The 26118-nt window shown below is 40.6% G+C and carries 26 protein-coding genes and 1 tRNA gene; all 27 read right to left on the reverse strand.

Going from position 1 to position 26118, the window contains the following annotated elements:
• Nucleotides 1–80: 80 nt before the first annotated feature.
• The 27 genes from spoIIE to HU823_RS22200 all read right to left on the reverse strand — a co-directional run bounded on the left by spoIIE (nucleotide 81) and on the right by HU823_RS22200 (nucleotide 26016).
• Nucleotides 81–2576 carry a stage II sporulation protein E gene (gene spoIIE / locus HU823_RS21315; RefSeq protein WP_197223292.1) on the reverse strand — a complete coding sequence of 832 codons (2496 nt, stop codon included), beginning with the start codon at nucleotides 2574–2576 and terminating at the stop codon, nucleotides 81–83.
• 316 nt (nucleotides 2577–2892) lie between these two features.
• A tRNA-Met gene (locus HU823_RS21320) sits at nucleotides 2893–2969 on the reverse strand.
• 417 nt (nucleotides 2970–3386) lie between these two features.
• Nucleotides 3387–3830 carry a S1 domain-containing RNA-binding protein gene (locus tag HU823_RS21325; protein ID WP_197223293.1) on the reverse strand — a complete coding sequence of 148 codons (444 nt, stop codon included), beginning with the start codon at nucleotides 3828–3830 and terminating at the stop codon, nucleotides 3387–3389.
• A 91-nt stretch (nucleotides 3831–3921) separates the two neighbouring features.
• Nucleotides 3922–4281: an FtsB family cell division protein gene (locus HU823_RS21330; protein ID WP_137792161.1), complete on the reverse strand. Its 360-nt coding sequence runs from the start codon at nucleotides 4279–4281 to the stop codon at nucleotides 3922–3924.
• A 20-nt stretch (nucleotides 4282–4301) separates the two neighbouring features.
• Nucleotides 4302–4901 (reverse strand): spore cortex biosynthesis protein YabQ, encoded by a 600-nt coding sequence (gene yabQ, locus HU823_RS21335; protein ID WP_144704831.1) that lies wholly within the window; start codon nucleotides 4899–4901, stop codon nucleotides 4302–4304.
• Complete coding sequence (yabP, locus tag HU823_RS21340; protein ID WP_066390532.1) at nucleotides 4898–5206, reverse strand: sporulation protein YabP; 309 nt, start codon at nucleotides 5204–5206, stop codon at nucleotides 4898–4900. The genes yabQ and yabP overlap by 4 nt, the downstream gene beginning before the upstream one ends.
• A gap of 179 nt (nucleotides 5207–5385) precedes the next feature.
• Nucleotides 5386–5652, reverse strand: coding sequence for an RNA-binding S4 domain-containing protein (locus HU823_RS21345; protein ID WP_066390530.1), 267 nt, complete (start codon nucleotides 5650–5652; stop codon nucleotides 5386–5388).
• 2 nt (nucleotides 5653–5654) lie between these two features.
• Nucleotides 5655–5927: an HU family DNA-binding protein gene (locus HU823_RS21350; protein WP_066238167.1), complete on the reverse strand. Its 273-nt coding sequence runs from the start codon at nucleotides 5925–5927 to the stop codon at nucleotides 5655–5657.
• Nucleotides 5928–6054: 127 nt separating this feature from the next.
• Entirely contained in the window at nucleotides 6055–7497 is a 1443-nt protein-coding gene (mazG, locus tag HU823_RS21355; protein WP_197223294.1) for a nucleoside triphosphate pyrophosphohydrolase, read from the reverse strand.
• Nucleotides 7497–9083: a putative polysaccharide biosynthesis protein gene (locus HU823_RS21360; protein WP_197223295.1), complete on the reverse strand. Its 1587-nt coding sequence runs from the start codon at nucleotides 9081–9083 to the stop codon at nucleotides 7497–7499. Before HU823_RS21360 ends, mazG begins: the two co-directional genes overlap by 1 nt.
• A 212-nt stretch (nucleotides 9084–9295) precedes the next feature.
• On the reverse strand, nucleotides 9296–9832 hold the full coding sequence (gene spoVT / locus HU823_RS21365; RefSeq protein WP_137792166.1) for a stage V sporulation protein T: 537 nt from the start codon (nucleotides 9830–9832) through the stop codon (nucleotides 9296–9298).
• A 141-nt stretch (nucleotides 9833–9973) separates the two neighbouring features.
• On the reverse strand, nucleotides 9974–13513 hold the full coding sequence (gene mfd, locus HU823_RS21370; protein WP_197223296.1) for a transcription-repair coupling factor: 3540 nt from the start codon (nucleotides 13511–13513) through the stop codon (nucleotides 9974–9976).
• Between the two features lie 324 nt (nucleotides 13514–13837).
• The gene (locus HU823_RS21375; RefSeq protein WP_066390519.1) at nucleotides 13838–14068 is read right to left on the reverse strand and encodes an anti-sigma-F factor Fin family protein; all 231 of its coding nucleotides are present in this window, start codon (nucleotides 14066–14068) and stop codon (nucleotides 13838–13840) included.
• Nucleotides 14069–14132: 64 nt separating this feature from the next.
• Nucleotides 14133–14693, reverse strand: a complete 561-nt coding sequence (gene pth, locus HU823_RS21380; protein WP_144704819.1) for an aminoacyl-tRNA hydrolase — start codon at nucleotides 14691–14693, stop codon at nucleotides 14133–14135.
• Nucleotides 14694–14802: 109 nt separating this feature from the next.
• The gene (locus tag HU823_RS21385) at nucleotides 14803–15456 is read right to left on the reverse strand and encodes a 50S ribosomal protein L25/general stress protein Ctc (RefSeq protein ID WP_144704816.1); all 654 of its coding nucleotides are present in this window, start codon (nucleotides 15454–15456) and stop codon (nucleotides 14803–14805) included.
• Between the two features lie 334 nt (nucleotides 15457–15790).
• Entirely contained in the window at nucleotides 15791–16741 is a 951-nt protein-coding gene (locus HU823_RS21390; protein WP_066390512.1) for a ribose-phosphate diphosphokinase, read from the reverse strand.
• Nucleotides 16742–16771: 30 nt separating this feature from the next.
• The gene (glmU, locus tag HU823_RS21395) at nucleotides 16772–18151 is read right to left on the reverse strand and encodes a bifunctional UDP-N-acetylglucosamine diphosphorylase/glucosamine-1-phosphate N-acetyltransferase GlmU (protein WP_197223297.1); all 1380 of its coding nucleotides are present in this window, start codon (nucleotides 18149–18151) and stop codon (nucleotides 16772–16774) included.
• A 249-nt stretch (nucleotides 18152–18400) separates the two neighbouring features.
• Nucleotides 18401–18691, reverse strand: a complete 291-nt coding sequence (gene spoVG, locus HU823_RS21400; protein WP_066238133.1) for a septation regulator SpoVG — start codon at nucleotides 18689–18691, stop codon at nucleotides 18401–18403.
• Between the two features lie 348 nt (nucleotides 18692–19039).
• Entirely contained in the window at nucleotides 19040–19417 is a 378-nt protein-coding gene (locus tag HU823_RS21405; protein ID WP_231607594.1) for a RidA family protein, read from the reverse strand.
• Nucleotides 19414–20244, reverse strand: a complete 831-nt coding sequence (gene purR / locus HU823_RS21410; protein ID WP_197223298.1) for a pur operon repressor — start codon at nucleotides 20242–20244, stop codon at nucleotides 19414–19416. The genes HU823_RS21405 and purR overlap by 4 nt, the downstream gene beginning before the upstream one ends.
• Nucleotides 20245–20304: 60 nt before the next feature.
• Entirely contained in the window at nucleotides 20305–21168 is an 864-nt protein-coding gene (ispE, locus tag HU823_RS21415) for a 4-(cytidine 5'-diphospho)-2-C-methyl-D-erythritol kinase (protein WP_191755375.1), read from the reverse strand.
• Between the two features lie 143 nt (nucleotides 21169–21311).
• Nucleotides 21312–21494: a small, acid-soluble spore protein, alpha/beta type gene (locus tag HU823_RS21420; RefSeq protein WP_144704807.1), complete on the reverse strand. Its 183-nt coding sequence runs from the start codon at nucleotides 21492–21494 to the stop codon at nucleotides 21312–21314.
• A 132-nt stretch (nucleotides 21495–21626) separates the two neighbouring features.
• The gene (gene veg / locus HU823_RS21425) at nucleotides 21627–21887 is read right to left on the reverse strand and encodes a biofilm formation stimulator Veg (RefSeq protein WP_066238125.1); all 261 of its coding nucleotides are present in this window, start codon (nucleotides 21885–21887) and stop codon (nucleotides 21627–21629) included.
• A gap of 320 nt (nucleotides 21888–22207) precedes the next feature.
• Complete coding sequence (yabG, locus tag HU823_RS21430; protein ID WP_144704804.1) at nucleotides 22208–23074, reverse strand: sporulation peptidase YabG; 867 nt, start codon at nucleotides 23072–23074, stop codon at nucleotides 22208–22210.
• 87 nt (nucleotides 23075–23161) lie between these two features.
• Entirely contained in the window at nucleotides 23162–24037 is an 876-nt protein-coding gene (rsmA, locus tag HU823_RS21435) for a 16S rRNA (adenine(1518)-N(6)/adenine(1519)-N(6))-dimethyltransferase RsmA (RefSeq protein ID WP_197223299.1), read from the reverse strand.
• Between the two features lie 6 nt (nucleotides 24038–24043).
• On the reverse strand, nucleotides 24044–24607 hold the full coding sequence (gene rnmV / locus HU823_RS21440) for a ribonuclease M5 (RefSeq protein ID WP_197223300.1): 564 nt from the start codon (nucleotides 24605–24607) through the stop codon (nucleotides 24044–24046).
• 191 nt (nucleotides 24608–24798) lie between these two features.
• Nucleotides 24799–26016, reverse strand: coding sequence for a G5 and 3D domain-containing protein (locus tag HU823_RS22200; RefSeq protein ID WP_144704798.1), 1218 nt, complete (start codon nucleotides 26014–26016; stop codon nucleotides 24799–24801).
• Between the last annotated feature and the right edge of the window lie 102 nt (nucleotides 26017–26118).

Consider the following 26118-nt stretch of genomic DNA (forward strand, 5'->3'; position numbering starts at 1 on the left):
GAGCTCGCACCACAAAAAGACTACAAATAAAAAAAGACCGCTCTTTTCCAAAGAAAAGAACGGCCTCTTATTCTCATAAACTATTGAGCTTTCTTTCGATTGATCGCTACTTTCGGATATTGTGGAACAGTTGCCCACTTTGGAATGTTCTTTTCGATCTTTGTTACAGCGACCGTCATATCATCCTCGATTCCGTTATTTCCTGAACGAATCACTTCTTCCATGATCAGATCTGCTATCTCTTGCGGATCTTCGGTATCAATCTCTCTGATCTTTCGCTTCAGCCACGCATCAATATTTTCGATATGACGTGGAGCCTCATAGATTCCATCACTCATCATGATGAGGATGTCTCCTGCTTTAAGCTGTTCATCAACAACGTCGACATCAAAATCTCGGATGATGCCCATCGGCAGGTTGCTCGCTTCCACTGTTTTGATCTGGTCTCCGCGTTTAATAAAACTCGGCGTTGAACCAATCTTTAAGAATTTAGCAGAAGCATCTTGCAGATCGATCATCGCAAGATCCAGCGTAGAGAAAATCTCATCTGTTGTACGTAACGAGAGCACAGAGTTGACTGACTTAATGGCAACTTCTTCTTCAATTCCGGACTGAAGAATTTTTTGCAGAAGCTGCAGTGTTTCATTGCTTTCAATGAACGCTCGTTCTCCGTTACCCATCCCATCTGCAATCGCAACAGCGAACTTCCCAGCGCCAATCTCTATCGTCGAATGGCTATCCCCCGAAAGCCACGCTCCCCCTTTGGCTGCTGAAGCAATTCCTGTTTCAACTACATATTCTCGCGCTGAATGAAAGGATAGATGACAGAAGCCAGTCGGATAGTTTGCGCAATCTTCATGCGTCACGAGAATCGTCTCTTCCAATATGTCGGATAAGATCGGTGCGATCAGCTTCTCAGCGATTCCTGATCCGTTGCAAGAAGGAATCGTCATTTCAATATCGACATTAGACGTTTCCAGACTGTAAATATCCACATGACCAACATCAATTCCCGCTTGAGCCAAAGAGTCTTTGATCTGCTCTTCTTGAATTTGGTGGTTCTCTTGCTCCCGCTGTATCTCTTTTGCGAAATCGCCCATCACTTGTGAAACGCCCATCAGCTGATCAGCAACTAAACGACGGCTTTCCTGCACTTGAATCTTCAATTTTTGAGAAGCTCGGTATTGCGTTAGTTCTTTTTTCATGAGATCTGTTATCTTTTCAGGCTTTATGCAATGTTTTTCCCAATCTCGCTTTAATTTTCGATCCTTAATATCACTATAATCTTCTTGCTCGACCATCAACCTGGTCAGCAGGTCGTAAGTCGTTGTAAAATTCTGTGCCCAGCACTGTTCCTTCTTAAAACAAGTCTGGCACGTTTTTTCTGTAATGTTGCTTAGGAAAAGATCCACTTCACGTGTGCTCTCTTCCTCATTTAACGATGAACCTACCGATTGAAACGAATGGGATAGAGCTTGGAAAAGGCTTGAGAATCGCTCAACGCGACTCGCGGTCACGTCGCGAATCTTCTTCAAATATTGTTGCTGATGCATCGAATGTTCTCTTGTGCCTGGTACATATTTTGAAATGTTGCTGATCGCAGTCTTAGGTGTTAATAGGAAGAGCAGAACAGCAAACCCTGATTCCATCAATGTGGATGTGATCTCTGATCTCCCCTCACCATATAAACCGATCATGACGGTTCCGATGATAAGCCCAAGACTTACACCGAACCGTTTACCTTCTTTTAAAAGACCGCCGAGCAGTCCAGAGAAAGCTAATAAGCTCATTTGAGAAAGACTTGCCACTTGCGCGAGGCTTAGGATCAGACCTGTAACAACACCAACAGTAGAACCGATCGCAGCGCCTCCCACAAAAGCAAACAACAATACTAAGTAACGTGAAACAACATGTTCTACGGCAACATCATTGATCTGCCAGCCGATCGTTCCGGTCATGACAGAAGCAAGAAGAATCATCAAGCAAACAATCTCTTCGTTTTTTAACGATTGAGGTATCTTTTTATTCGTTAATAGCGGTATGCTTTGTAAAAAGATTAACGTAAGGACTAAGCTCAATCCTCCTTCAACTAGCGCAAGCATCGTATCGACCCGCTCTAATCCTCCTTCCCCAAACAAAGAGAACACAGTTCGCGTGATTAAGGAAGAACCAAAGACCAATAGCGGAAGACTTTGCATCCGATTCTTTATGAACAGGTCTGCTCCTTTTTGCAGGCTTGCATAGACAAGTAGAGCACTTATAAAGAACAAAGCGTTCATCGGTTGATGCGACATCGCTCCTGCCAAGATCGCAAAGACAGCAATGCCTGTCCGTTCTTTTCTCAAAACGAACACACTAGCCGCAAATGGTAAAGCAAAGGGAGACATCTCAGCTAGAATCATAGCTCGTCCTAACAAAAAACCAATTCCAAACAACAGCATTCTCCAGTTAAAAATGCTCTGGTTCAAAATCTGAAGCCATCTCTTACTCGTCTTCGTTACTGCCTGCTGACCTTTTTCTACCCAGACCATTCCTCTAATCGGTTCGAGTACTTCTTGTTCCACCTTCTGCCACATCCCATACACCACCCGTTTCCAATTTGTGTAACCATTATAAACAGGTTTAGAACAAAGATTTTGTCAAAAGAGCAGTTAAGGTTTTAAAAACTTATCGACGGACTTCTCCACTATTTCACGAAAGAAGAGCAAAAGCGGACAACATTCTTGCAAAAAGAGAAAAGGAATTTTCATTTTTGAAGTTATTAAGGAGAATTATGAAGAAAAATATAAAGGGATAGATGTTTAAAATAATTTTGATGGGGATTGAAACAAAAAAAGAGCACCCGCTGACGGATACTCTTGTACGTTTGTATGTAGATGTCAAAATTAAAAATGGTAGCGGCGGAGGGAGTCGAACCCACGACCTCACGGGTATGAACCGTACGCTCTAGCCAGCTGAGCTACACCGCCATTTGTAAAAGACACAAGTAGTATATTACATCTATCCGGGTACTCTGTCAACGGTTCTTTTGAAATTTGTCGAAAAAGTTTTTTGTTATCCTCTTTTAATACATTATGAGTGGAGATTTGTTGATCAGGATAATCATCCTTGTAATGGTTGTTTTCTATCAATTCTCTTTCTTCTCTGAAGGTTGGTTGGAGTGCAAGGTTCGAGACTCCTGCGGGACGAGCGGTCAGGTGAGACCCTTAAGGGCGCAAAGCGGCAAGGGGCTCACCGGTCGCCCCGCGGAAAGCGAAGAAACCTGGAACGGAAATCAACCACTTTCACCTTCTTGAAGTAACGTACTCGAAAACAAAAAAGCACTCTATTCTTCAAGAATAGAGTGCTAGCCATATATAGATGAATGAGCATTAAAAATGCAACAATTATCCTCTTCGGCCGCCGCGGCCACCTCTTTTTGATTCAGTACTACGCTTTAAAGTAGTGAGTCGATCTTCACTATCTTTAAGGAATTTGTTCATCTTATCCTCAAAAGATAATGCCGTTGAATGGTTGTTACCGCCTCGGTTAGGACCTTTGCGAGATTTGTTAAATCCGCCTCTTGCAGGAGCTGGTCTACTAGTAGATGCAACATTCTCTTTTGCTTTCTTGATAGATAAACCGATCTTCCCGTCCTTTTCGACGCTCATAACCTTAACTTCGACTTGATCACCAACTTTAAGAAATTCGTTGATGTCCTTTACGTAATTATCCGCAACTTCGCTAATATGCACGAGTCCTGTTGTACCCCCTGGCAGCTCTACAAACGCTCCAAAATGAGTAATCCCAGTAACTTTACCTTGCAACTTGCTGCCTACTTCTATTGACATGCAAAAAATGCTCCTCCTTAAAAAATCTCCTAAGATATCATTACTTATTATACAATCGAAAAAATCTGCGTGTCAATCTACGCTTAATGCTTTATTCTGGAAGTTTAAAGATTGTTTCACCAGGTTTTGACATAAAAAAGTCGCGTCTGGCGATTTCTCCAATGTATTCTTCGTCTTTTAGTTTATTCACTTCATCTTTAAGTTGTGCCTTTTCTTCTAAAAGAGCTTTGTATTCGTCGCTTAATTCTTTTTGTTCCATCTGTTTTTCATTTAAAAGGGAGAGCTGTTCTGCAATACCCGTAATAATTAAAAAAGCAAAAAAGGAAAATACGATAAAAGCCCCCGTTAAGCGCCTGTATAAACCACGCTTACGTTTAGCGATCACTTGCTCATGACGCTCTTTATTCTGGATGTATTGTGAGTGAATCTCTGTTATTTTTTTCTGGCGCATTTGTTCGCTGTTCCCCTCCTTTACTTCTTTTTTCCCTTCCAATTGCTGACTTTATTCTTCGCAGAAATGAAAAACCCTTTTAATTTTGAATATTTCTCTTTTAAATTATACCATTTTTGCTTTGGTATGAAACGCCATATGAGTCTTCCAACCCACTTAAAAGGAGAAAAAAGAATCATGAATAGTACCATAATAATTTTCCGCAAGATGTTAAGTACATATAAAAGAATAGCGGATATGAGCATAATTAACCATTTTATCGGCATAACGATTAAAGAGTTAAGTAAACGGTATAAAAAACGAAAAAGTGAGGCGACCGCCGATACCATCCACTCAAGTATCTTTTTATAGATTCGTTCAAAAAGTGCTCGGTACGCCGCATAACCGCAAATGAGAGCAATAAAAATGTAAAATCGAATCTCCGCGTGATTTACGTGTAAAAGGACATAAAAGACCAGCAAAGCCTGTACCAGCCAAAACATCAGATCATTAAAAAAATGTAGCCAATGCCACTTTCGTTTTTCATGGATGAATCGGCTGTACGTATCGACAGCCATCCCGATCCAGATTCCCATGAAAACCATAGAAAGCATCGTTTCAAACTGTACGGTTAAGGTCATTTGAACAGTTTGCCGAAAAAGCCTTTAGTCTTTTCACCGGTCTGCTGGTCCAGGTAAACAAGATCGAATACTTTTCCTTCAATATTCACAACACCTGATTCCACATCAAGATTCTTCATCTTCAAGTTTGTCCCGCGGATCGCTAAAAAGCCCATTGTTGTCTCAAGCAAGAACTCTTCATTATCAAAACTTTCTACTTGCTTAACACCTGTAATCTCTAGATTCTTTCTTCCTATCATTCTTACATCGTGGTTGGGTGTGCTCACTTTTTGATTATATCCATTCAGATCATATCGTTGGTCCATACATTCCCCTCCTCTATTCCATACAAATGTATGAAACATCAAAAGAGAATAGAACAAGCTGTGTGAAAAGCTTGCTTAAAAACAGCCCCTTCAATTCTGCTCGTTAAATGACAATGATTCGTCAGTGATCCGAATTTTTCGCAAAAAAAAAAGAAAAGAACCTGAAAAAATCAGGTTCTTCACTCAGTCGTTTCGATGCGGTTTTCTTCGAGGACGGTATACATGTTATCCGCGTCCTCTTTTTTTGTCGTATCTTTAAGCTCGTTGATCTTAACTTTAACAAGCTTTTGACCAAAACGTATCGCAAGCTCGTCCCCTACTTTTACATCAGAGGAAGCCTTCGCCTGCAATCCATTAATGGAGATACGCCCTTGATCTGAAATCTCTTTCGCCACGGTTCTCCGCTTGATCAGGCGCGAGACTTTCAGAAATTTATCTAAGCGCATGCTTACTTAACAGCTTCTTTCAGCTTGTTTCCTGCTTTAAATGCCGGAACAGTTGCTGCTGGAATTTGAATTTCTTTACCTGTTTGAGGGTTGCGGCCAGTACGGCTAGAACGCTCACGAGTTTCGAAAGTTCCAAATCCAACAAACTGTACTTTGTCTCCGTCTTTTAGAGCAGAAGTGATTTCATCGATTACGCCATTAACGACTGTTTCTACGTCTTTCTTAGTAAGTCCTGACTTTTCTGAGATATTTGTTACCAATTCATTTTTGTTCATTTTAATTACCTCCTAAAGTTTCTATCAAAGATTTCGCTAGAAACCCCCTATAATTAAGGGTTTCATGTTATTTCTCGAGAAAATATTCTCTATTTTTCACTATAATCCTTCTTTGTTGAAAAAAAAATTATTTTGCCTCGTTCCAAAGACGGTCCATTTCTTCTAAAGTGACGTCGTCAAAAGAGAGACTTTGCTTCTTTAGTTCCTGCTCGATGTAGTTGAAGCGCTTCTTGAATTTACGGTTTGTTTCATTTAGAGCTTCTTCCGGGTCAATCTTGTAAAAGCGAGCTAGATTCACAACAGAGAACAACAGATCTCCTAATTCTTTTTGCTGTTCATCACCCTCAGCTTCTTGGAACTCTTTTAATTCTTCTAAGATCTTATCGACTACCGGTTCAACTTCTCTCCAGTCGAAGCCAACTTTCGCTGCCTTTTTTTGATAAAGAAACGCTTTTTGGATAGCTGGAATTCCCTTTGGTACGCCATCTAATAAAGAATCACGATCTTCTTTTCCTGCTTCTTGTGATTTAATCGCATCCCAATTTGCAACAACCTGATCTGCGTCCTCTGCAGAAACATCGCTAAAAACGTGAGGATGACGGCGGATCATCTTTTCAGTTAACGTTTCAATCACGTCTTCTAAAACAAAGAAGCCTTCATCTTCCCCAATTTGTGCGTGAAGCAGAACTTGAAGCAACACATCACCTAATTCTTCAGCTAGAGCATCGTCGTCTTCTTCATCAATCGCCTCTAACACTTCATAAGCTTCCTCGATCAAATACTTCTTTAACGTCACGTGTGTTTGCTTCTGATCCCACGGACAGCCTCCAGGGCCACGCAGTCGAGCAATGACATTTTTTAAGAACGCAAAGTCTCTGTATAACAGTTCTTCTTCTTTTACCGGAGGAACATACACGGCAGTTAAATTATTCAATGTAACAGACTGATCTAGCTCATATAGCGGTACTACTTTAATAGACTCCTCAGCACTACCTGCTGCTGTAACGATGGTTACTTCATAATCATCGGGATACTTATCCATCAAAGTTAGCTTTACTTCTGAAGCGATAAAGTTATCGTATACTTGTACGATTACAAGGTGATGCCTGATCTGAACCTCGTCTTTTTTTAATGAAGTTCCATCAAGAATCTGGCACCCTTCAATCGGATCAATCTTTAGAGCCGTATACATTTCATCAAGGAAACTCTTTCCGCCAGCTACCGAAACCTCGATTCCTTTACTCTTACTGTTATGAAGAAGAATCTGTACCGCTTGCTCCGCAACTAACGGGTGGCCTGGTACAGCATAAAGGACATGACCTTCTATCTCAGCTTGTTTAAATAGGGTTTCGGCAATTTCTTCGTACACGGGCTCAAACTGTTCATGTTTTTCATAGATTTCATCAAATGCAACAAAGTGCTTTCCTTGATTCATTAATTCTTCAATCGCAGGGTGATGAATCGTTCGTACGTATACTTTTTCAGCTGATTCTAACATGCGGTAGATGCCAAGTGTCATCTGGTCTAAATCTCCTGCACCTAAACCGATAATCGTAATCTTCTTCGTCATCATGGTCTCCTTTTTTTAAGACGTTTAAACACTTTTTGAATAAAACCAATAGAATGAAAGACCGAGTTCCATTCATTTTGAGAAAATACTTTAAATACTGAGATACAGAGAATATAGATCACTGCACCAATAAATGAAGAACTGATACTGATCAACATCGCTTTAAAGCGAGTATCTGCTATGAATATATAGTTTTCCGTCATATGAATCCATGTCCATACACCTGCACCCATCAATAACAGAGAGATGAATAGTGTAAGGAGTGTTGTTTTTCTGCTTCCGGTTAGAAACTTCGTAACGAATTGAAGCTTCAATAGTTGTGCAAGCGCTGCAGCCATTGTAGCCAGCACGGTAGATCCAGCTGCCCCTTCCATACCAAAAGAAGGTATGAGCAACAAGTTGCCAAGGATTTTTATCAATACCGCGACAAGAACGGTGTATGCCGCAAAACGACCCTGACCGATTCCTTGTAAAAGTCCTGTGGTCGTATAGATGATGGATACAAAAATAATTGAAATACAAAGGATAGCAAGAGCAAGCGATCCATCATCATTTTTAAACAGCATAACATTGAGGTATTTCATTATAAAGATTAGCCCTATTGCCGCTGCCCCGCCAAAAACGATAGAAATTTTCACGGAGAGCTTGGCAAGCGTTCGGATTTCTTTTTGTTTCTTTTCTGCTGCAAGTGACGCCATCTCTGGTACTACGGCAAGTGCTACAGATGCGGCTAGCACTGTTCCTAACTGAAGAAGAGGTTGACCGCGGTCAAAAACGCCTTTCAAAAGTTTTGCATCATAAGCCTTCATGCCGCTTTCTATCCAAACGTTAACGAAAAGAAAAGCATCAACAAGCTGCATCAACGCTAAGATGAGTGCGCTTAATGACAGATAGATGCTCGTTTTTAATAACTCTGCGGCATATAGAAAACTAAATCTTGCCTTCGAGCCATAGGGAGCCGCTACACCTTTTTTCCAAAAGTACAAAAGAAACAATCCTGATGCGAGCGCACCGATAACCGATCCAAAGAGCGCTGCCGCTCCTGTTTCATAACTGGAATACCCTTTTAAAACGAAATAATAAGATAATAGTAAGATGCCTGAAACTCTGATAGTCTGTTCGATCAACTGCGAAACAGCCGTCAGTTGCATATCGCCAAACCCTTGATAGGTCCCCCTAAAAAAGGCAGAGAGCGGAATAAACAGAAAAAGAACAGATATCACTTTGATCGGCAGTTCTAGATGCCGGTCTCCCATCCATTGTGCCATGAATGGTGCCGCTAAAAATAAAAACAGGAATGATACTAAACCTAAACTAACAGAAGTCCACGCTGCTGTTTTGATCAAATGATCATCTTTATTCTTCTCTGACACGATCATTTTTGAAAGAGCCATCGGAAAACCTGTAAAGGCGATAGCAACGGCTATCGCATAAAACGGATAAGCTTGCTGAAACACATAAAATCCAAAATCACCCGTCATGTTCTGATAAGGAATCCGATAAACGACACTGAGTAATTTAACGATAATGGCAGCTGCAGTCAGCAGCATAGCCCCTTCCCATACGGAATAGTTCTTTGTTTTCATGAAGTACCTCAAAATTTATAGCATTTATATTTCCCGGGACGACAATTGTCGACACATTCTTTTTGGATGGAACATAATTCAAGGTATTATACCATAGTCCGTGTATATCGCCCTGCGATATGCGATTCTCCTCCGGTACCATAAAGAGAGCGATAAGGAGGATTACTCGTTCCAACAGCGCAAAAAAAAGAAAGAGCATAAATCGCTCTTTCTTATTGCTCCATCTGTCTTGCTAGAAACCCAGCTGCAGTTTCAGCAAGTTTTTGCTCAAGTTCTGTAAGCTTCTTTCCTTCTTTACCAATCATAACAACAGCTCCGATTGGGTCTCCACCTGCGATAATCGGCGCGATCACGTGAGAAGTGTTTTCTTTAATCCCATCGATCAGCTCAGCTTCCGTTCCGTTCGGCTCTACTAACGTCTTTCTGTCACTCATAGAAGCTTCTACTACTTTACCGATGCTTTTATTGTGATAATCTTTCTTGGATCCGCCAGCTACCGCAATGTATGTATCACGGTCAGCAATTAACACAACATGACCTGTACTGTCTGCAAGGCTCTCTGCATATTCTTTTGCGAAGTCTCCAAGCTCATTGATTGGAGAATACTTCTTTAAAATGACCTCTCCATCTCTGTCTACAAAGATCTCAAGCGGGTCTCCCTCACGAATCCGAAGTGTTCTGCGGATTTCTTTTGGAATGACAACGCGCCCGAGGTCATCAATACGTCGAACGATACCAGTTGCTTTCATATAGATAATGCCCTCTCTTTCGGATGATGATGAATCATTGTTGTAACAAAATGGTTCCTTCACTGAAAGAATGTTCCATTTCCTAGGTTTATTATTTGTTACATCTCCTGTTCTATTCACGAAAGAGAGGGTTATTATAATTTATGGTGTATTTGTTGTCTTTTCTTTCCTAGCATGCTTCATTTCTTTTAGGAAAAGATCGATCTGCTTCAACAGATCCAAATCTTTTACTCGTTTTCGGTTAATAATCACTTTCATGAGGTTACCCTGCATGCCAAGATTTACATGTCTGCCGATCTTATTGGCAATCTCGAACATCTTTCCGCCATCAAGCAATGAAGTTGTCTTCTCATTTAGAATCATATTCACCGTATCCTGCTTCTGTTCGATCAGCTTAACGCCTTCTCGTTTTGCACGGAGTTTAATGCCCGCTACTAAAAGCAAGCATTCGACTTCTACTGGGTAGTCACCAAAACGGTCGATAAATTCCTCTTGCAAATCGGATATATCTTTTAAAGCTTTTGCTGCACGTACGTGTTTGTACATCTCAATCTTTTGCTTTTCGTCACCAATATAATTCGTGGGAATGTAAGCATCCACCCCAATGTTAAGGTCAACGTCTTCTTCCACTTCTTTCGGCTTGTTGCCTTTCCTTTCTTGAATCGCTTCTTCAAGCATCTGCGAGTATAGATCGAAACCTACCGAGTCGATAAATCCATGTTGCTGGGCACCTAGGAGGTTACCCGCACCACGAATAGAAAGATCTCGCATCGCGATCTTAAACCCTGATCCTAACTCGGTAAATTCTTTAATCGCCTGAAGACGTTTTTCCGCAACTTCTGTTAGTACTTTATCTCGTTGATACGTAAAATACGCATAAGCAACACGGTTGGAACGACCAACACGCCCTCTTAACTGATAAAGCTGTGAGAGTCCCATCTTATCCGCATCGTACACGATTAATGTATTTACGTTAGGAATATCTACACCCGTCTCGATGATCGTCGTAGATACTAACACATCATAGTTTCCTTCTAAGAACTCCAGCATGACACTTTCCAGCTCATTCTCAGACATCTGACCGTGAGCATAGGCAACACGGCAATCTGGAACAAGCATCGAGATTTGCTCTGCCATTCGTTCTATCGAATCCACACGGTTATATAAGAAATATACCTGCCCGCCGCGACCCATCTCCCTTTCGATCGCTTCTCGAACAAGAGAACCATTATAGTCCATCACATATGTTTGAACCGGGAAACGATTCTCAGGCGGTGTTTCAATTACAGATAGATCACGAACACCTAGCATCGACATGTGAAGTGTACGCGGAATAGGCGTTGCCGTTAATGTAAGTACATCCACGTTTGATTTTAGTGTTTTGATCTTTTCTTTGTGCGTAACGCCGAAACGCTGCTCTTCATCAATGATGAGCAAGCCTAGATCCTTATATTGAACATCTTTAGAAAGCAAGCGGTGTGTGCCGATCGCGATATCGACCGTACCTGCTTTTAAGCCTTTTAGCACTTCGTTTTGCTCTTTTTTAGATCGAAAACGACTTAAGCTTCCAATCGTGATCGGAAACTCAGAAAACCGCTCACGAAACGTTTCAAAATGCTGCTGAGCTAAGATAGTTGTAGGAACAAGGAACGCCACTTGCTTACCGTCCATGATCGCCTTAAACGCCGCACGTATCGCCACTTCCGTTTTTCCGTAACCTACATCTCCACAAAGCAGACGATCCATCGGACGAACGCTCTCCATGTCTTTTTTGATCTCTTCGATCGCTCGAAGCTGATCGTCCGTTTCTTGGTAAGGAAAACTTCCCTCAAACTCACTCTGTTCGGCACCATCTTCAGCAAAAGCGTAACCTCTGCTCGCTTCACGCTCTGCATAAAGCTTGATGAGATCATCCGCAATATCTTGAACCGAAGACTTAACTCTGCTCTTAACTTTCTTCCAATCACTACCGCCAAGAGAGTAAATCTTTGGTTCTTTGCCTTCAGAGCCTACATATTTTTGAACTTGGTCGATCTGTTCAACCGGCACATAAAGCTTATCGTTTCCGGAATATTTAATATGCAGATAATCTTTATGGACCCCTTTGATCTCAAGCGTTTCAATTCCTAAGTATTTACCGATCCCATGATTCACGTGAACGACATAATCGCCAACTTTTAATTCAGAGTAGCTCTTGATTCGCTCTGCGTTCGTCATCTTCTGTTTTCTTGCAGGACGTTTCGCTTTTTTCGTAAATACTTCTTCTTCTGTGATTACAACGAGCTTTTGCTTAACAGATTCAAATCCGCTTCCTAGATCTCCAAGTAAGATCTGACTCGTTTTCGGCTGAATGTTCTGGTCTGCTCCAATGATTCCTGCATCCATCTCATAATCTGCAAGTACCCGTTCCAGCCGGGTTGCGCGCTCTTTGTTCATCGCTATAAAAACGATCGCAAATCCAAGCTTTTTCCAACGATCCATCTCACCTTTTAATACATTCATCTGACCGTGGAAATTCTGCATGCTCTTGCATTCTACGTTCAGAATATTTTGAGGCTGTGTGTGTGGCACATGTCTTAAGAACAGAGATAGATAGATAATAGGAAACGCCTTTTTATCACCAAGTAACCCATTTGTATCTGGCGAGATCGTAAGGTCCTGTACCAGCTCTCCATGCTCAAGAAGTGCCGTCTGCCATTCTGCTTCTTCTTTATCTAGCTGTTGACTCGTTTCTTGAATACGGCCGATCTCATCCATTACCACTAAGCTATTAGGTGATATGTATTGCAAAAGACTCGCCGGTTCATCGTAAAAGAGGGATGCGTATTTATACATGCTTTGAAACTGCTGCTTTTCACGCAACCTTCCTGTTTCATAGCTGATATTTTCAACGAGTGTTTCTTTAAGTGCATCATCTTTGATATTTTTTAAAGTAGAAGCTAACTTGGCATCTATGCGATCTGCAGCGCTGTTATAATGTTCATCAAAAAGAATAAGTTCTTCAGCTGGTGCAATGGAAATTGTCTTTACCTTATCCTGTGAACGTTGTGTTTCTGCTTCAAAATATCGAATAGAGTCGATCTCTGTGTCAAAAAGCTCAATTCGAACAGGGTTCTTTTCAGTAAGCGGATAAATATCAATAATTCCACCACGAACACTAAATTCTCCCGGTGTTTGAACCATCGATGAACGTTCATAACCCATCGCAACTAATTTTTTTAAGACTTCATCTGAATCGATATCTTCACCTACCTGAAAAGAAAGACCAGCTTTTTCCCAAACTTCAACGGGTGGCAAGTATCGTCTTAACCCAGCAACAGGCGTAATGATGACACCTTTAAAAGATCGACTCAGCTGATTTAAAGCCTCGATTCTTTGGCTTTTTAATTCAGGACTCGATATAGCCATCTCAGATGAGATCAGGTCATTTACAGGATATAAATAAACTTCATCTTCAGATAAAAGAGAAGTTAGATCTTCATATAGTTTTTGTGCTTGAAATAGATTATGGGTGACAACGAGTTGAGGTTTTCCTGTATTCTCGTGAAGACTGCTGATAAGCATCGTTCGGGCAGAACCTGAAAGACCAGCGACGAGTTGTTCTTTCAGTCCTCCATTGATGCCATCCATTATCGATTTAAAGTCTTCTCCCTGACTAAAATATTTCTTCAATCCAAGCATTTCTTACTCCCCCTCTCACAAGAGCTAGTCATTGGTTCTATAAACAGTGATCTTTAAAATTTTGGCTTTCGGATATTTCTGTAGAAACCCCTTCATTGATAAGTTGATTGTAGTGTAAGATGCGAGACTCTCGGCTAGGACAAGCGGTCAGGTGAGACCCTTAAAGGCGCAACGCGGCAAGGGGCTCACCGCCCGCCCCGCGGAAAGCGAGCATCTGAAACGGAAATCAACTACTTTCAAAAACATCAAAGGAATACAAAAACAGCTATTTTAAACAGAAAAAGGCTTTGGCCCGCTTAGATAGGCTTTGGCCAAAGCATTACCTTATTGAATAAAGGATTTCAGTGTATGATACTCCGGATTTCGTTCTAGCGTATCCTGACAATCCTCACATGTCGTTGTAACCTCTATATCTCCATTCTCTTTATAGGAGAGTAATTCCTGCCGTTCTTCGTTACTTAATGTTTCAAATCCAAGCTGTGCCGCATTAACAGTATGATGGTCTATCGTACCAACATGTGTTTTACAATGCCTGCACCGGTAATGAATAGCCATGCACAGTCCCCTTTCGGTTAGCATTATACTAACCATTATGAGCGGAACATGTGTAATCTATTCTTTAGCCGTTAAACTTATTCATAACTTTATCAAATGATGTGTCTAGAAAAGCTTCACACGCTTTCACAGATCGATCGATACCATTTTCGATATCTACGGATTCCTCTTTAGAAAAACGATTTAATACGAAATCTGGAACGGGCTGTTGGTTCGTAGGGCGTCCGATACCAAATCGGATTCTTTTAAATTCTTGCGTACCAAGGTGAGCGATCATGGATTTTATTCCGTTATGCCCTCCTGCGCTCCCCTTTGTACGAAGTCTTAATTTTCCTGGAATCGTATCGAGATCATCGTACACGACAATCATGTCTTCTAATGGAATCTGAAAATAGTCCATGAAAGGTCCTATACATTCTCCAGATAAATTCATATACGTTAACGGTTTTAATAAGAAGACTTTCTCTCCCTTAACTACACCTGTTCCGTAAATTCCTTTAAACTTTGTTTGCTGCAGGGGGATGTTTAAGGAGTCCGATAATGTATCGATGACTTCAAAACCTATATTATGTCGGGTACCATCAAAACGAGATCCTGGATTCCCGAGCCCTATAAACAATTTCACTCTATGTTCACCTTACCTTCAATTGTCTTATAAACATTATACACAATTGGGATAACAGAATAAAAACGCAGCGGTCGCTGCGTTTTTATATTCATTCATTCTATTCGTCTTACTTTTCTTCTTCCTGACTGTCATCAGCAACAGATTCAGAGGATTCTGGAGCATCTCCTTCTGCATCCGCTTCTTCTGTTTCTTCGTCCGTTTCTTCATCTTGAAGTTTTGGAGGTGTTACACTCGCAATTACTTCGTCTTCCTCGTGAAGAATTTCGTATTTTTTACCTGTTGGCAAGTCCTTAACTGATAAGGAATCCCCTATATTTAATTCTTCAACAGAAGCTTCTAATTGTTCTGGGAAGTCCGCAGGTAATGCTTTAACGTTTACTGTTGCAAGTACACGTTGCAATACTCCGCCTTCTTTAACTCCAACAGATTCACCAGTTAGGACAACAGGTACCTCTGCTTCTGTTTCTTTATTTAAGTCAATTGCTAGAAAATCTACGTGCGTAACAGAATTTTTCAAAGGATGAACTTGCATATCCTGTACCATGACAGAATAATCTTTTCCATCTACTTTTAATTTGAGTACGCCATTCTTGCCTACTTCTCTGTAAGCTTTAATAAATTCAGGCTCATCAACGGATAAAGCTACAGCTTTAGTCCCATAACCATAAAGGTTTGCCGGGAAATGTCCTTTACTTCTTAATTCCGTTAAAATCGAACGTTTGTCTGTATTTCTTTTTTCGACTGTTAGATTCGTTGCCATAATGAGATCCACCTTTCCTATTTCGAGTCTCTTTAAAGCATTACCCGAACTGAAAGATTTTAAAACGTGAAGTTAGAAATCGATTTAGCAAGCACTTCTTAAGCGAAAGTTAATCAGTGTTTTCCTTGTTGCTCTTGAAAGTAGTTGATTTCCGTTTCAGGTGCTCGCTTTCCGGGGGGCGTGCGGTGAGCCTCTTAGCGCTTTGCGCTGTTAAGAGTCTCACCTGTCCCGCTGATCCCCCAGGAGTCTCGCACCTTCCACTTCAATCAACTTTCCAAAGATGAGAGTAAAAAAATCTCAAATGCAAAAATCTCTATAGAAGAGCTTTATAATCTTAATCAAACAATTTAGATACAGATAGTTGCTCGTGAACGCGAATGATTGCTTCTCCTAATAAAGGAGCTACAGAAAGCTGTGTTACTTTATCAATCTTCTTCTCTTCAGGAAGAACGATCGTGTTTGTAACAACTAGCTCTTTAATAGAAGAGTTCTGGATACGATCCATCGCAGGGCCTGATAGAACAGGGTGCGTACAGCATGCATAAACTTCTTTCGCGCCGTTTTCTACAAGTGCGTTAGCTGCTAGAGTGATCGTTCCAGCCGTATCAATAATATCATCGATTAAGATCGCTGTTTTTCCTTCAATGTTACCAACGATGTTCATAACTTCAGATACGTTCGGGCGAGGGCGTCGCTTATCAATGATAGCGATTGGTGCTTTTAAGCGATCAGCCATCTTTCTTGCTCTCGTAACTCCACCATGATCTGGCGATACGATTACGATATCATCTAATTCTTTGTTTGCAAAATAATTTGCTAAGATCGGCACACCAAGTAATTGGTCAACTGGGATGTCGAAGAAGCCTTGAATTTGAGTCGCATGAAGATCGATCGCAATAACACGAGTTGCACCAGCAGTTTCAAGCAGGTTAGCTACAAGTTTAGCTGTGATCGGCTCACGTGCACGTGCTTTACGGTCTTGACGTGCATAGCCATAGTAAGGCATTACTACGTTAATCGTTTTTGCAGAAGCACGCTTTAATGCATCAATCATGATTAAAAGTTCCATTAAGTGTTGGTTAACGGGATCACTTGTAGATTGAATAACGTAAACTTCACAGCCACGAATACTTTCTTCAATATTAATCTGAATTTCCCCGTCACTAAACTTTGTAACTGAACTTTCTCCAAGCTCAATTCCAATGTGCTGAGCAATCTCCTTTGATAATTCCTTGTTAGAATTTAACGTGAAAACTTTCAATGTAGGATCTACATACGTACTCATTGATGGCTCCATCCTTCCCCACTCTTAAAATTATTGGTTTTGTTTTTCGTTTAGTTTTTGAACATAGTTTTCTTTAACAGTTTGACGCGATCTCGCGATAGATAATGAATCAGCAGGAACATCATCTGTTATTGTTGAGCCAGCTGCAACATAAGCATTCTTGCCAACGGTAACTGGAGCAACCAAGTTAGAGTTACAGCCAATAAACGCCCCATCTTCAACCTTTGTTAAAAACTTGTTCTTACCATCGTAATTCACTGTGATAGATCCGCAGCCTAGGTTAACATCTTTTCCGATCTCAGCATCACCAATATAGCTAAGATGAGATGCTTTACTTCCTGAACTCATCACAGATTTTTTTATTTCTACAAAGTTTCCGATCTTTACTTTGTTCTCAAGAACGGACTTCGGACGGATGTGAGCAAATGGACCGATTGCCGTCAGATCTCCAACTTCACTGTCGTGAATAACAGATTGACGAATCGTGTTTCCATTTCCAATAACACTATCTTTGATCTCAGATTGAGGACCGATAATGTTTTCTTCTCCTATTTTCGTTTGCCCTAAGATTACTGTCCCAGGATAGATGACCGTATCGCTTCCGATTTCTGCATCATCTGAAATATAGGTTTGATCAGGGTCGATCAACGTAACACCATTTCTCATATGCCGTTCGTTGATTCGTTTCTTCATATAACGTTCAGCTTGCGATAATGCCACTCTGTCATTTACTCCTAATGTTTCATTAAAATCAGGTGTTTGATAAGCAGCTACTACTTCGCCAGCATTTTTTAAGATCTCTATAACATCAGGCAAATAGTATTCGCCTTGTACGTTTTCATTGTTAACTTGTTTAAGCGCATCAAACAACGCCTTATTATCAAAGCAGTAAGTCCCAGTATTGATCTCAGTTACTTTACGCTCTTCTTCAGATGCGTCCTTGTGTTCTACATTGCGCTCAACCGTTCCTTCACTGTTACGGATAATACGTCCGTATCCAGTAGGATCCTTAGCTTTAGCTGTAAGGATTGTTGCTTTTGCACCGAGAGACTCATGTTCTGCAATGAGTTTTTCCATTGTTTCCGATGTAATAAGAGGTGTATCACCACAAACAACAAGTGTGATTCCTTCTTTATTTGCTAGGGCGTTTTCAGCTTGCATAACAGCATGTGCTGTACCAAGCTGCTCTTCTTGAAGCACGTACTGAACGTCAGAGCCCAATTGATCTTGAACTTTTTCAGCACCATGGCCGACAACAGCCACCAACTGTTTCATTTGAAGAGAGTTGATCTGATCAACCACATGTTGAACCATCGGTTTCCCACAAACAGGATGCAACACTTTATATAACTTGGATTTCATCCTTGTTCCTTGACCCGCAGCAAGAATGACCGCATAGCGATTTGTCATTGTGAACCTCCATCCATTTTCCTAAATCTTAAATATTTCTTAACATACCATTACGAATATATCTTAAACACGTAGTCATTTCAAGAAGTGACGCGGGATTGTCAATGGTTTGATAAAATTTATTGAAAAATGAGGTGATTTTTTAATATGTAAGGGGTATATATAGGAAGGTTCTCTCTTATGAGGAAAAAAAGAGCAAATAAAAAGAACCCAATCATTCTGACTAGGCTCTAAATTCTTATTGAGATATTAAGAAGCTCCTGCTTCTTCTAAAGCAGACTCCATCTCTCCCATACGGTGATATTCTGTTAACACCGCGTTTTGGATCTTCTCACGTGTACTAGACGTGATTGGATGCGCGATATCACGGAACTCTCCATCTGGTGTTCGTTTGCTTGGCATAGCTACGAACATTCCATTATTGCCATCGATTACCCTAATATCATGAATAACAAATTCATGATCGATTGTAATGGAGGCAATCGCTTTCATACGACCTTCTGTATTTACACGGCGTAATCTTACGTCAGTCACTTCCATTCACAAACACCACCTTTTTCCAAAATAAGAACGTAATACTACAATTCTGCAGCTTTTTACAAAATCCTTCTTGGAATAATAAAAATTTTTAAAAAATTTGTGATGTCTTTCCCCGCCTAGTATTTTAGATTCATTTTGATCGAATTTATTAGCAGTTCATCGTTCAAGTTAGCCACGAAGAAATTTGCTACAGAATTTAATTAGAGTGACAGTGAATTTATACCAATTTGGGTATAAATGACAATGATTCGATATAATTAATCAATAATCCTAGAAATTTTTGAGATATTCCCGCGAATTGTTTTACTATTTCCAGAGCAAAACAAAAAAAATAAGCCCTATAAGGACTTATTTTATAAGTGCAATAACTTCGATTTCTACTTTTGCATCTTTTGGAAGTCTTGCAACTTCTACACAAGAGCGTGCTGGTTTATGTTCGCTGAAATATTCAGCATACACTTCGTTAATATCAGCAAACTCGTTCATGTCGCTAATAAAAACCGTTGCTTTTACGACTTGATCAAGCGAAGATCCTGCTTCTTTCAAGACCGCTTGCAGATTTTGAAAAACTTGATGAGTCTGTTCCTTCACATCTCCATCGATCATAACGCCTTCTTTTGTAAGAGGAATCTGACCTGAACTGAAGAACAACTGGTCTATTATGATTCCTTGAGAATAAGGGCCGATTGCTGGTGGTGCTTCTTCTGTATGAATTTTTTTCATCATGCTTGACCTCCGTTTAGAAAGTAGTTGCCTTTTTCCACTTCGATGCGATTTTCTTTTTCGTTCACTTGTGCAAGTCGTGCAATGGAAACATAATCATCTACAAGTCTCTCTGATACTTCTTGAGCCTCAACGAGGACACCGATACCTTCAATGTGTGCTTGAAACTCTTCGATCAAGCTGATCATTCCCTTAATCGTTCCGCCCGCTTTCATAAAGTCATCGATGATGAGTACCCTTGACCCCTGTTTGATACTTCTTCTTGCGAGAGCCATCGTCTGAATACGTTTAGTTGAACCCGACACATAGTTAATACTTACGGTAGACCCTTCTGTTACTCTGCTGTTGCTTCGTACAACGACGACAGGAACGTTTAGATGTGTCGCTACTGCGTATGCAAGGGGGATACCTTTTGTTGCGATCGTCATCACTACATCAATTTTCCGCGATGAGAAAGCAGATGCAAACAGCCTTCCGATCTGGTTCACTAACCTTGGGTTTCCGATGATATCTGTGACGTACAAATACCCTCCAGGCAAGATACGGCTAGGGTCTTCAAGCAGCTCAACAAGTTCTTTTACCGTTTCTTCCGCTTCTGTTTGATCTATGCCTGGAATATATTTAACGCCGCCGGCTGCACCTGGAACCGTTTGAACATGGCCCAAACCGTGCTGTTCAAAATGTTCTTTAATAATAGCCAGGTCTTCACTTATCGATGATTTGGCCGATTCGTACCGTTCTACAAAATAAGATAACGGGATGAGTTGATGGGGATGGTGAAGAAGGTAACCTGTTAAATCTACCATTCTTCCGCTTCTTTTTAATTTCATATTATCCTCCAAAACCGAATGTTTGAAGATAATATACCATTTTTATACGGATTTTATCAATCATTCCCCTAATAAACGCACAGCATAAACTTCATGACAAAAGCCTCTTAAACCGTTATACACTCTTTGAAGTCGGGATTCATGCTGAAACAGACCGAAAACAGTTGGTCCGCTTCCACTCATAAGCACAGCGTCCGCTCCAAGGCGCATCATCTGCTCTTTAATGTGTTTTACTTCCGGATACATCTTGAGGGTAACCGATTCTAAAACATTTCCTAGAAGGCTGCAGATCTTATCGTAATCTTTTTCTTCGATCGCTTTGACCATCCCTTCTACATCAGGATGCTTGATGCCTTGAAGCCTTAAGTTTCGATACACTTCACCTGTAGAGACTCCGATCGGCGGCTTAGCTAAGAGGACCCAACAAGGAGGCGGTGACGAGATATGATGGATTTTTTCACCTCTACCCGTCGCTAAAGCCGTTCCTCCATACACGCAAAAAGAAACGTCTGAACCGATCTTTGCACCCAGCTCAGCCAATTCATCCAATGACAGGCCAAGTCCCCAGAGTTCATTAAGTCCTTTTAATGTAGCTGCCGCATCACTGCTTCCACCCGCTAGTCCTGCTGCAACAGGGATGTGCTTAGATATATGTATATAAACACCTTTTGTAATGTTAAATGTTTTCTTTAAAAGCAATGCTGCCTGAAAGGCTAGATTTCGTTCATCAAGTGGAACAAAGCCACCGGAACTTTCAATTTTAATTTCGTCTGCCTCTAATAAAGTTAGTTCGATCCGATCAGCCAGATCTACCGTTGTCATTACCATAGCCACTTCATGAAATCCGTCTTCTCTTTTACGCAACGCATCGAGAGACAGATTAATTTTTGCTGGAGCTTTAATGGATACTTTATTAATTGTCATCATTATCCCTGCCTACCATCTTGCACAATTTTGATATTTTTAATAGTAACACAGTATGTGGCGTGAAATATAGAAAAAATCAAACCTTCCCTGTAGAGGAAAACCGGAGACGCGATTGGCCTCCGGCTAGAACTACCGCATATTTATCTGTTTTCGCTGTTAAAGCGTTGTTCAGCGATCTCTAGAGCCCGTTTTACCATATTGCCTGCGTCTTTAGAGCGAATTCCACCCCAGCCCTCACGCTGAACCGTATCATAAAAGCCAAGTTCTTTTGCGATCTCTGTTTTTAACCCTTCAGACATCATGCCATTTTTTCTTCGTCCCATAAGAAAACCCCTTTCATATGCGATACATCATAGTATCTCCAAAAGGGGTTTTATCTTACGTGATGGTGCTGATTATATGTATTTATTATGCCGATCACAACCAGCAAGTAAAAAAAATAGCAGTAAAGACTCTTACTGCCCGATTGCTGCTTGTGTATCTTCTAAGAATGTAAGTTCTACTGTTTCTGTGAGTACATCCGCGTAACTATAAGAAACACGTTCAAAAGCGTTGGTGTCCTGATCTAATTTGATAATAAAAACTGCCGGGTATGTTTCTTCCAGTGTTCCAAGTCGTTCGATCGTTTTACGTCGACCGCCGTTCGCACGTAAAGAAAGTCTTCTACCCACGTTGGACTCTAAAGAGCGTCTAATGTCCACTATTGTTTTACCCATTTTAGGCTCCACCTCACTTAGACAAATTATAACACAAATCGTGTTTTTTTGTCAAATTAAAATTTTCATTATAGCAAGCAAAGCATTTTCATGTCAATGACCAAATATCCTTTTTTTTGCTTTTTTTAGTATGCCAAATTTCCTGTACATTATGTATAAAATGAATATTTCTTACAAATAATTGTTTAATTCGGGCACTTTTGATATAAATTTCTTTCATTTATCTTTTTTTGGTACGACAAAAAACGCGTTTACTATAGGAGTTTTCAGATGAGATCCTAACGCAAAAAAACCCCGGAGAAATCCGGAGTTTATTTGCGTTATGGTTTTGATTTAATCGGCATTCCTGTTCTTAGGAATCCCTTTGTCTCAACACCGCCTAATCCTTCTTTACCTGTTAAGGTGTTGCGGAGGACGTCCATGACGTTTACGCGGTCCATAAAAGACGTCAAACTGATCTTTGAGACAATATAGACTGGATCGAGCGCATGGATATTTATACGAGCAGGTGAGCTGGCAAAATTAGAGCCTACTTTTATTAAAGATTCAAAATGGGACTGACAGGCACCTGCAAAAATCATTAAATGATCGAGATGTGTATATTTCCTTCTAACTTCGCGAACGGTTCTAACGAAATATTTTGTATGACGATACGCATTCACATCTGTCACATCGCCTTTTGACTTCATATAAGCATCGTGACCCGTTATAACAAGAATATCAGGTCTTACCTCGTCCACAAGCGCTGGAACTTTCTCAGGCATTTCTGATTCCTTCATATGAATACCATACACAGGCACTCCTAGCTTCTTATAAAGTTCCAAGCATTTATTTAAGTATAATGGGTCTCCGTCAATATGAAGCACTCTGCCAGGAAGCTCAAAGTAGGATTGATCATATTGATATCCGTTCGTCGATAAATACTCACGCTTTTGCCTTAATAAATAATAGTCCTGTCTGAATAATTTTAATGAAGACTCTTCTTTTTCTTTTTCCACTTGCCTATGTTCAGACATATGCTTATCATCAACGACAAATAAGTCATCGACAGGTGCATCTGCCCAGAGTCTAAGCTCTTCGCCAGCGAGTTCTGCAATGGTCCGATCCTCACTGAATCCTACAACCCGAAATAGTAAATCTCGCTTGTAAGAGTTTCTGCTTACAATTGATCCAATCTCTAGTTTCATTTTACTCCCCCTATTCGGAGTAACAAGCTCCATAGCTCCCTCTGTTCCTTTTATAAGGTTATGTGAGAGAAGGGGGAAAAATGAGGTTTATTTTACAAGAGGTAAAAGAGCATCAGCTAATTTTCCGAATTCCTCGATAGAAAGGGTTTCTCCTCGACGTTTAGGATCGATATCGATCGATTCTAGTATCGTTTGAAGCTCTTCTTTCTTATCTTTTGGGACGAGCTGGCTTGTTAGGTTGTTCCAAAGTGTCTTTCTTCTTTGTGCAAATGATGATCTTACAACAGTAAAGAAGAAGTCTTCATCCTTAACTGAAACTGCAGGTTCTTTTCGAAGTGTCAGCTTAATGACAGATGAATCAACATTTGGAGCTGGAACAAAAACTGTTTTAGGCACCTTGATCATCGTCTCGGCTGTTGCGTAATATTGGATCGCTATAGACAGCGAGTTGTAATCCTTCGTACCAGGTGAAGCTGCAAGACGGTCGGCAACCTCTTTTTGAATCATACATACAATGCCTCGAATCGGAAGTTTGTCTTGAAGAAGTTTCATAATGATCGGTGTTGTGACGTAATACGGCAAGTTCGCGACAACCATGAGATCTTGCCCTTCTTCAAAGTGTTCTTTAATGACAGCGTGTATATCCGCTTTTAAGACATCACTATGGATGACATCTACATGGGGATAAGGAGCTAACGTTTCTTCTAATATGGGGAGAAGGCGTTGATCAATTTCAAATGCTACCGCTTTTTTTGATGATCTTGCAATAAACTCCGTTAACGCTCCGATTCCAGGACCAATTTCGATGACGCCTGAATCCTCTGTTAAATCTGCCGCGTTTACTATATTGTTTAAGATATTACGATCGATCAGGAAATTTTGACCCAGACTCTTTTTAAACGTAAAGCCATGCTTCTCTAGAATGGCTTTTGTCGATTGTGGAGTCGATATATCTTTTCTCATATGCTTTTATTCCTCCTCATTGCTATAAAGCGCCTTTAACGCCTGCTCAAATTCCTCTGGTGTGACTCTGAACATATTAAGACGTTTATGTAATTGTTTTGCATTCATATATCCTAAACGCAGCTCTCTTCCGATCACTTCACGTCTATGTTTTGAATCAGGGCCGCCCGTTAATCCTGCAGCCATCAGATCGTCCCATGTGATCAACTCATCCTCTGATTCTAATAGTTCTTCTCTAACATGTTCGATGGCTTCGATTATAGCTTCTCGTGACGCATGCTCAACGCCTACACCCTTGTCGCCTTTCGCAATCGCATCCGATTTTTCTAAGTAAGCGTGTTTACAGCCTGGTACGTACTCTGAAATAATTTGACGAATTCTCTTGCCCGGAAAATCCGGATCGGTAAAAACAATAATCCCTCGAGTCTCATGTGCTCTTTTGATGCGGTTTAACGTATCTATGCTAATTTCTGAACCATTTGTTTCTATTGTATCTGCAAGTACAGATCTTTTTATAGCAAGCGTATCGCTTTTTCCTTCAACTACTATAATTTCTTTGATTTTTTTCATGATTTCCTCCAAAACGGTGAAACCTTTTTAGGTATTGCAACGTCTAATGTATTGAACGACAAAACATCTTTTACTAGTATACCCCAGGCGTCAAGAAAGTCTAGGTCTTCAGAGTAATGAGAATCGTTTTGCGATCTAGTTGTCCCCGCGCACAAAAAAAGCACAGGGATTTTTTCCCCATGCTCTTAATATTAATTAATGATGCGAATTTTAACTGATTTTCTTCCCCAAGACTCTGCTTGTGACTGTGAAGAAAAGAATACGTCAATCTTATTACCTTTAATTGCTCCCCCAGTATCTGAAGCAATGGCATATCCATATCCTTCAACATACACTTTTGAGCCAAGTGGAATCACACTAGGATCGACTGCGATAACTTTCGCATTTGGATTTGACTTTAGATTAAATCCAGTAGCCGTAATTCCTGAGCAACCAGCACAATTAGCTGTATAAGCTGTACTTGTTACCGTTATTTCTCGACCGCCAGAACTGCTTGAAGCAGATTGGCTACGAGATACAACCGGCTGTGGTTTTGGCTGTGGCTTAGCTTTAGTACCAACAGCAACAATTTTATCCGAGCTATCGGATAACGTTTTTTCGCTGATCAGTTTTCTGGAAATCTCTTTCCCATTTTCCATGACTACTTCAAAGCGCTTTTCACGTTTACCTTTTGTTCCATCTTGCACGACACGCTCTTTACCTTTTGTTAACCCGCTGTCTTTACGGTTAACAACAGCAAACGGTGTTTCTTCTTCCACTACATCGGTGACCTTTTCTACTCGGATGACTTCAACCTGTGTTTTGCCAGTAATTTTATCTGACTTAGCAGGTGATACTCGATCAATTTCACCTAAAGATACCTTTTGTTGCTTCAAAAGGTCAGCGACGGTAGTCGAAGTGGTCCAAACTTGCTGAGCTTTTCCGCCTACAACAAGCTTAACCGGGAATGCTGATTCGATCTGGATCTTACCTTGATCCTTAATATCAGCAGTCAGATTTGGCTTAATAGAATCATGCTCTTTTAACGTTAGCTGCTGTTCTTGGACGAATTGTTCAACAGTCTTCGCTGTCGTCCATATCGTTTTTTCCTTGCCGTTCACGGTAAGGTTGATTTCTTTTGCTTGTAAATAATCGATCTTCATGTTGTCAGTTACCTTGGCATCAAGACCTGGTTTAACTGAATCATGTTGATTTATCTTTATGTTTTGTTCGCTTAATAGCTCTCTAACTGTGTTAGCATGCGTGTTCACTTCTGTTTTCTTTCCGTCATGGATTAGCGTTACATTAGCTTTCGTAGTTTCATAACCTACGAACCCACAAGTTACGGCTAAAACGAAAAGAGCAACGATGGAAAGATAGACTTTCTTCTTTGTGAAACGTGAGAACAAAGCTGTAATATTCCTATTCATTCAATTTCCTCCCCTACAAGGACTGCATTATAAATATCTTTTTTCTCTCTGTCAAATCACCCTCCTTTTCGCCATTAATTGACCCAAGGCCATTATGAACGG

Source organism: Fictibacillus sp. 18YEL24 (assembly GCF_015903855.1).
In the GTDB taxonomy this organism is placed as follows: Bacteria; Bacillota; Bacilli; order Bacillales; family Fictibacillaceae; genus Fictibacillus; species Fictibacillus phosphorivorans_C.

Bases quoted from the DNA above. Each gene is read 5' to 3' on its own strand.
- HU823_RS21390 (WP_066390512.1), bottom strand. From the start codon at position 16,741: ATGAGTACGTATGTAGATCCTACATTGAAAGTTTTCACGTTAAATTCT.
- HU823_RS21325 (WP_197223293.1), bottom strand. From the start codon at position 3,830: ATGTCAATAGAAGTAGGCAGCAAGTTGCAAGGTAAAGTTACTGGGATT.
- glmU (WP_197223297.1), bottom strand. From the start codon at position 18,151: ATGACAAATCGCTATGCGGTCATTCTTGCTGCGGGTCAAGGAACAAGG.
- HU823_RS21345 (WP_066390530.1), bottom strand. From the start codon at position 5,652: ATGCGCTTAGATAAATTTCTGAAAGTCTCGCGCCTGATCAAGCGGAGA.
- HU823_RS21420 (WP_144704807.1), bottom strand. From the start codon at position 21,494: ATGGGACGAAGAAAAAATGGCATGATGTCTGAAGGGTTAAAAACAGAG.
- mazG (WP_197223294.1), bottom strand. From the start codon at position 7,497: ATGACGAAGAAGATTACGATTATCGGTTTAGGTGCAGGAGATTTAGAC.
- spoVG (WP_066238133.1), bottom strand. From the start codon at position 18,691: ATGGAAGTGACTGACGTAAGATTACGCCGTGTAAATACAGAAGGTCGT.
- HU823_RS22200 (WP_144704798.1), bottom strand. From the start codon at position 26,016: ATGAATAGGAATATTACAGCTTTGTTCTCACGTTTCACAAAGAAGAAA.
- yabG (WP_144704804.1), bottom strand. From the start codon at position 23,074: ATGAAACTAGAGATTGGATCAATTGTAAGCAGAAACTCTTACAAGCGA.
- HU823_RS21360 (WP_197223295.1), bottom strand. From the start codon at position 9,083: ATGAAAACAAAGAACTATTCCGTATGGGAAGGGGCTATGCTGCTGACT.
- rnmV (WP_197223300.1), bottom strand. From the start codon at position 24,607: ATGAAAAAAATCAAAGAAATTATAGTAGTTGAAGGAAAAAGCGATACG.
- HU823_RS21350 (WP_066238167.1), bottom strand. From the start codon at position 5,927: ATGAACAAAAATGAATTGGTAACAAATATCTCAGAAAAGTCAGGACTT.
- HU823_RS21405 (WP_231607594.1), bottom strand. From the start codon at position 19,417: ATGATGAAAAAAATTCATACAGAAGAAGCACCACCAGCAATCGGCCCT.
- veg (WP_066238125.1), bottom strand. From the start codon at position 21,887: ATGGGTAAAACAATAGTGGACATTAGACGCTCTTTAGAGTCCAACGTG.
- purR (WP_197223298.1), bottom strand. From the start codon at position 20,244: ATGAAATTAAAAAGAAGCGGAAGAATGGTAGATTTAACAGGTTACCTT.
- spoIIE (WP_197223292.1), bottom strand. From the start codon at position 2,576: ATGTGGCAGAAGGTGGAACAAGAAGTACTCGAACCGATTAGAGGAATG.
- yabQ (WP_144704831.1), bottom strand. From the start codon at position 4,901: ATGACCTTAACCGTACAGTTTGAAACGATGCTTTCTATGGTTTTCATG.
- ispE (WP_191755375.1), bottom strand. From the start codon at position 21,168: ATGACAATTAATAAAGTATCCATTAAAGCTCCAGCAAAAATTAATCTG.
- mfd (WP_197223296.1), bottom strand. From the start codon at position 13,513: ATGCTTGGATTGAAGAAATATTTTAGTCAGGGAGAAGACTTTAAATCG.
- yabP (WP_066390532.1), bottom strand. From the start codon at position 5,206: ATGGACCAACGATATGATCTGAATGGATATAATCAAAAAGTGAGCACA.
- HU823_RS21385 (WP_144704816.1), bottom strand. From the start codon at position 15,456: ATGGCAACGAATCTAACAGTCGAAAAAAGAAATACAGACAAACGTTCG.
- HU823_RS21375 (WP_066390519.1), bottom strand. From the start codon at position 14,068: ATGGCTATTCATTACCGGTGCAGGCATTGTAAAACACATGTTGGTACG.
- spoVT (WP_137792166.1), bottom strand. From the start codon at position 9,832: ATGAAAGCAACTGGTATCGTTCGACGTATTGATGACCTCGGGCGCGTT.
- rsmA (WP_197223299.1), bottom strand. From the start codon at position 24,037: ATGAGAAAAGATATATCGACTCCACAATCGACAAAAGCCATTCTAGAG.
- HU823_RS21330 (WP_137792161.1), bottom strand. From the start codon at position 4,281: ATGCGCCAGAAAAAAATAACAGAGATTCACTCACAATACATCCAGAAT.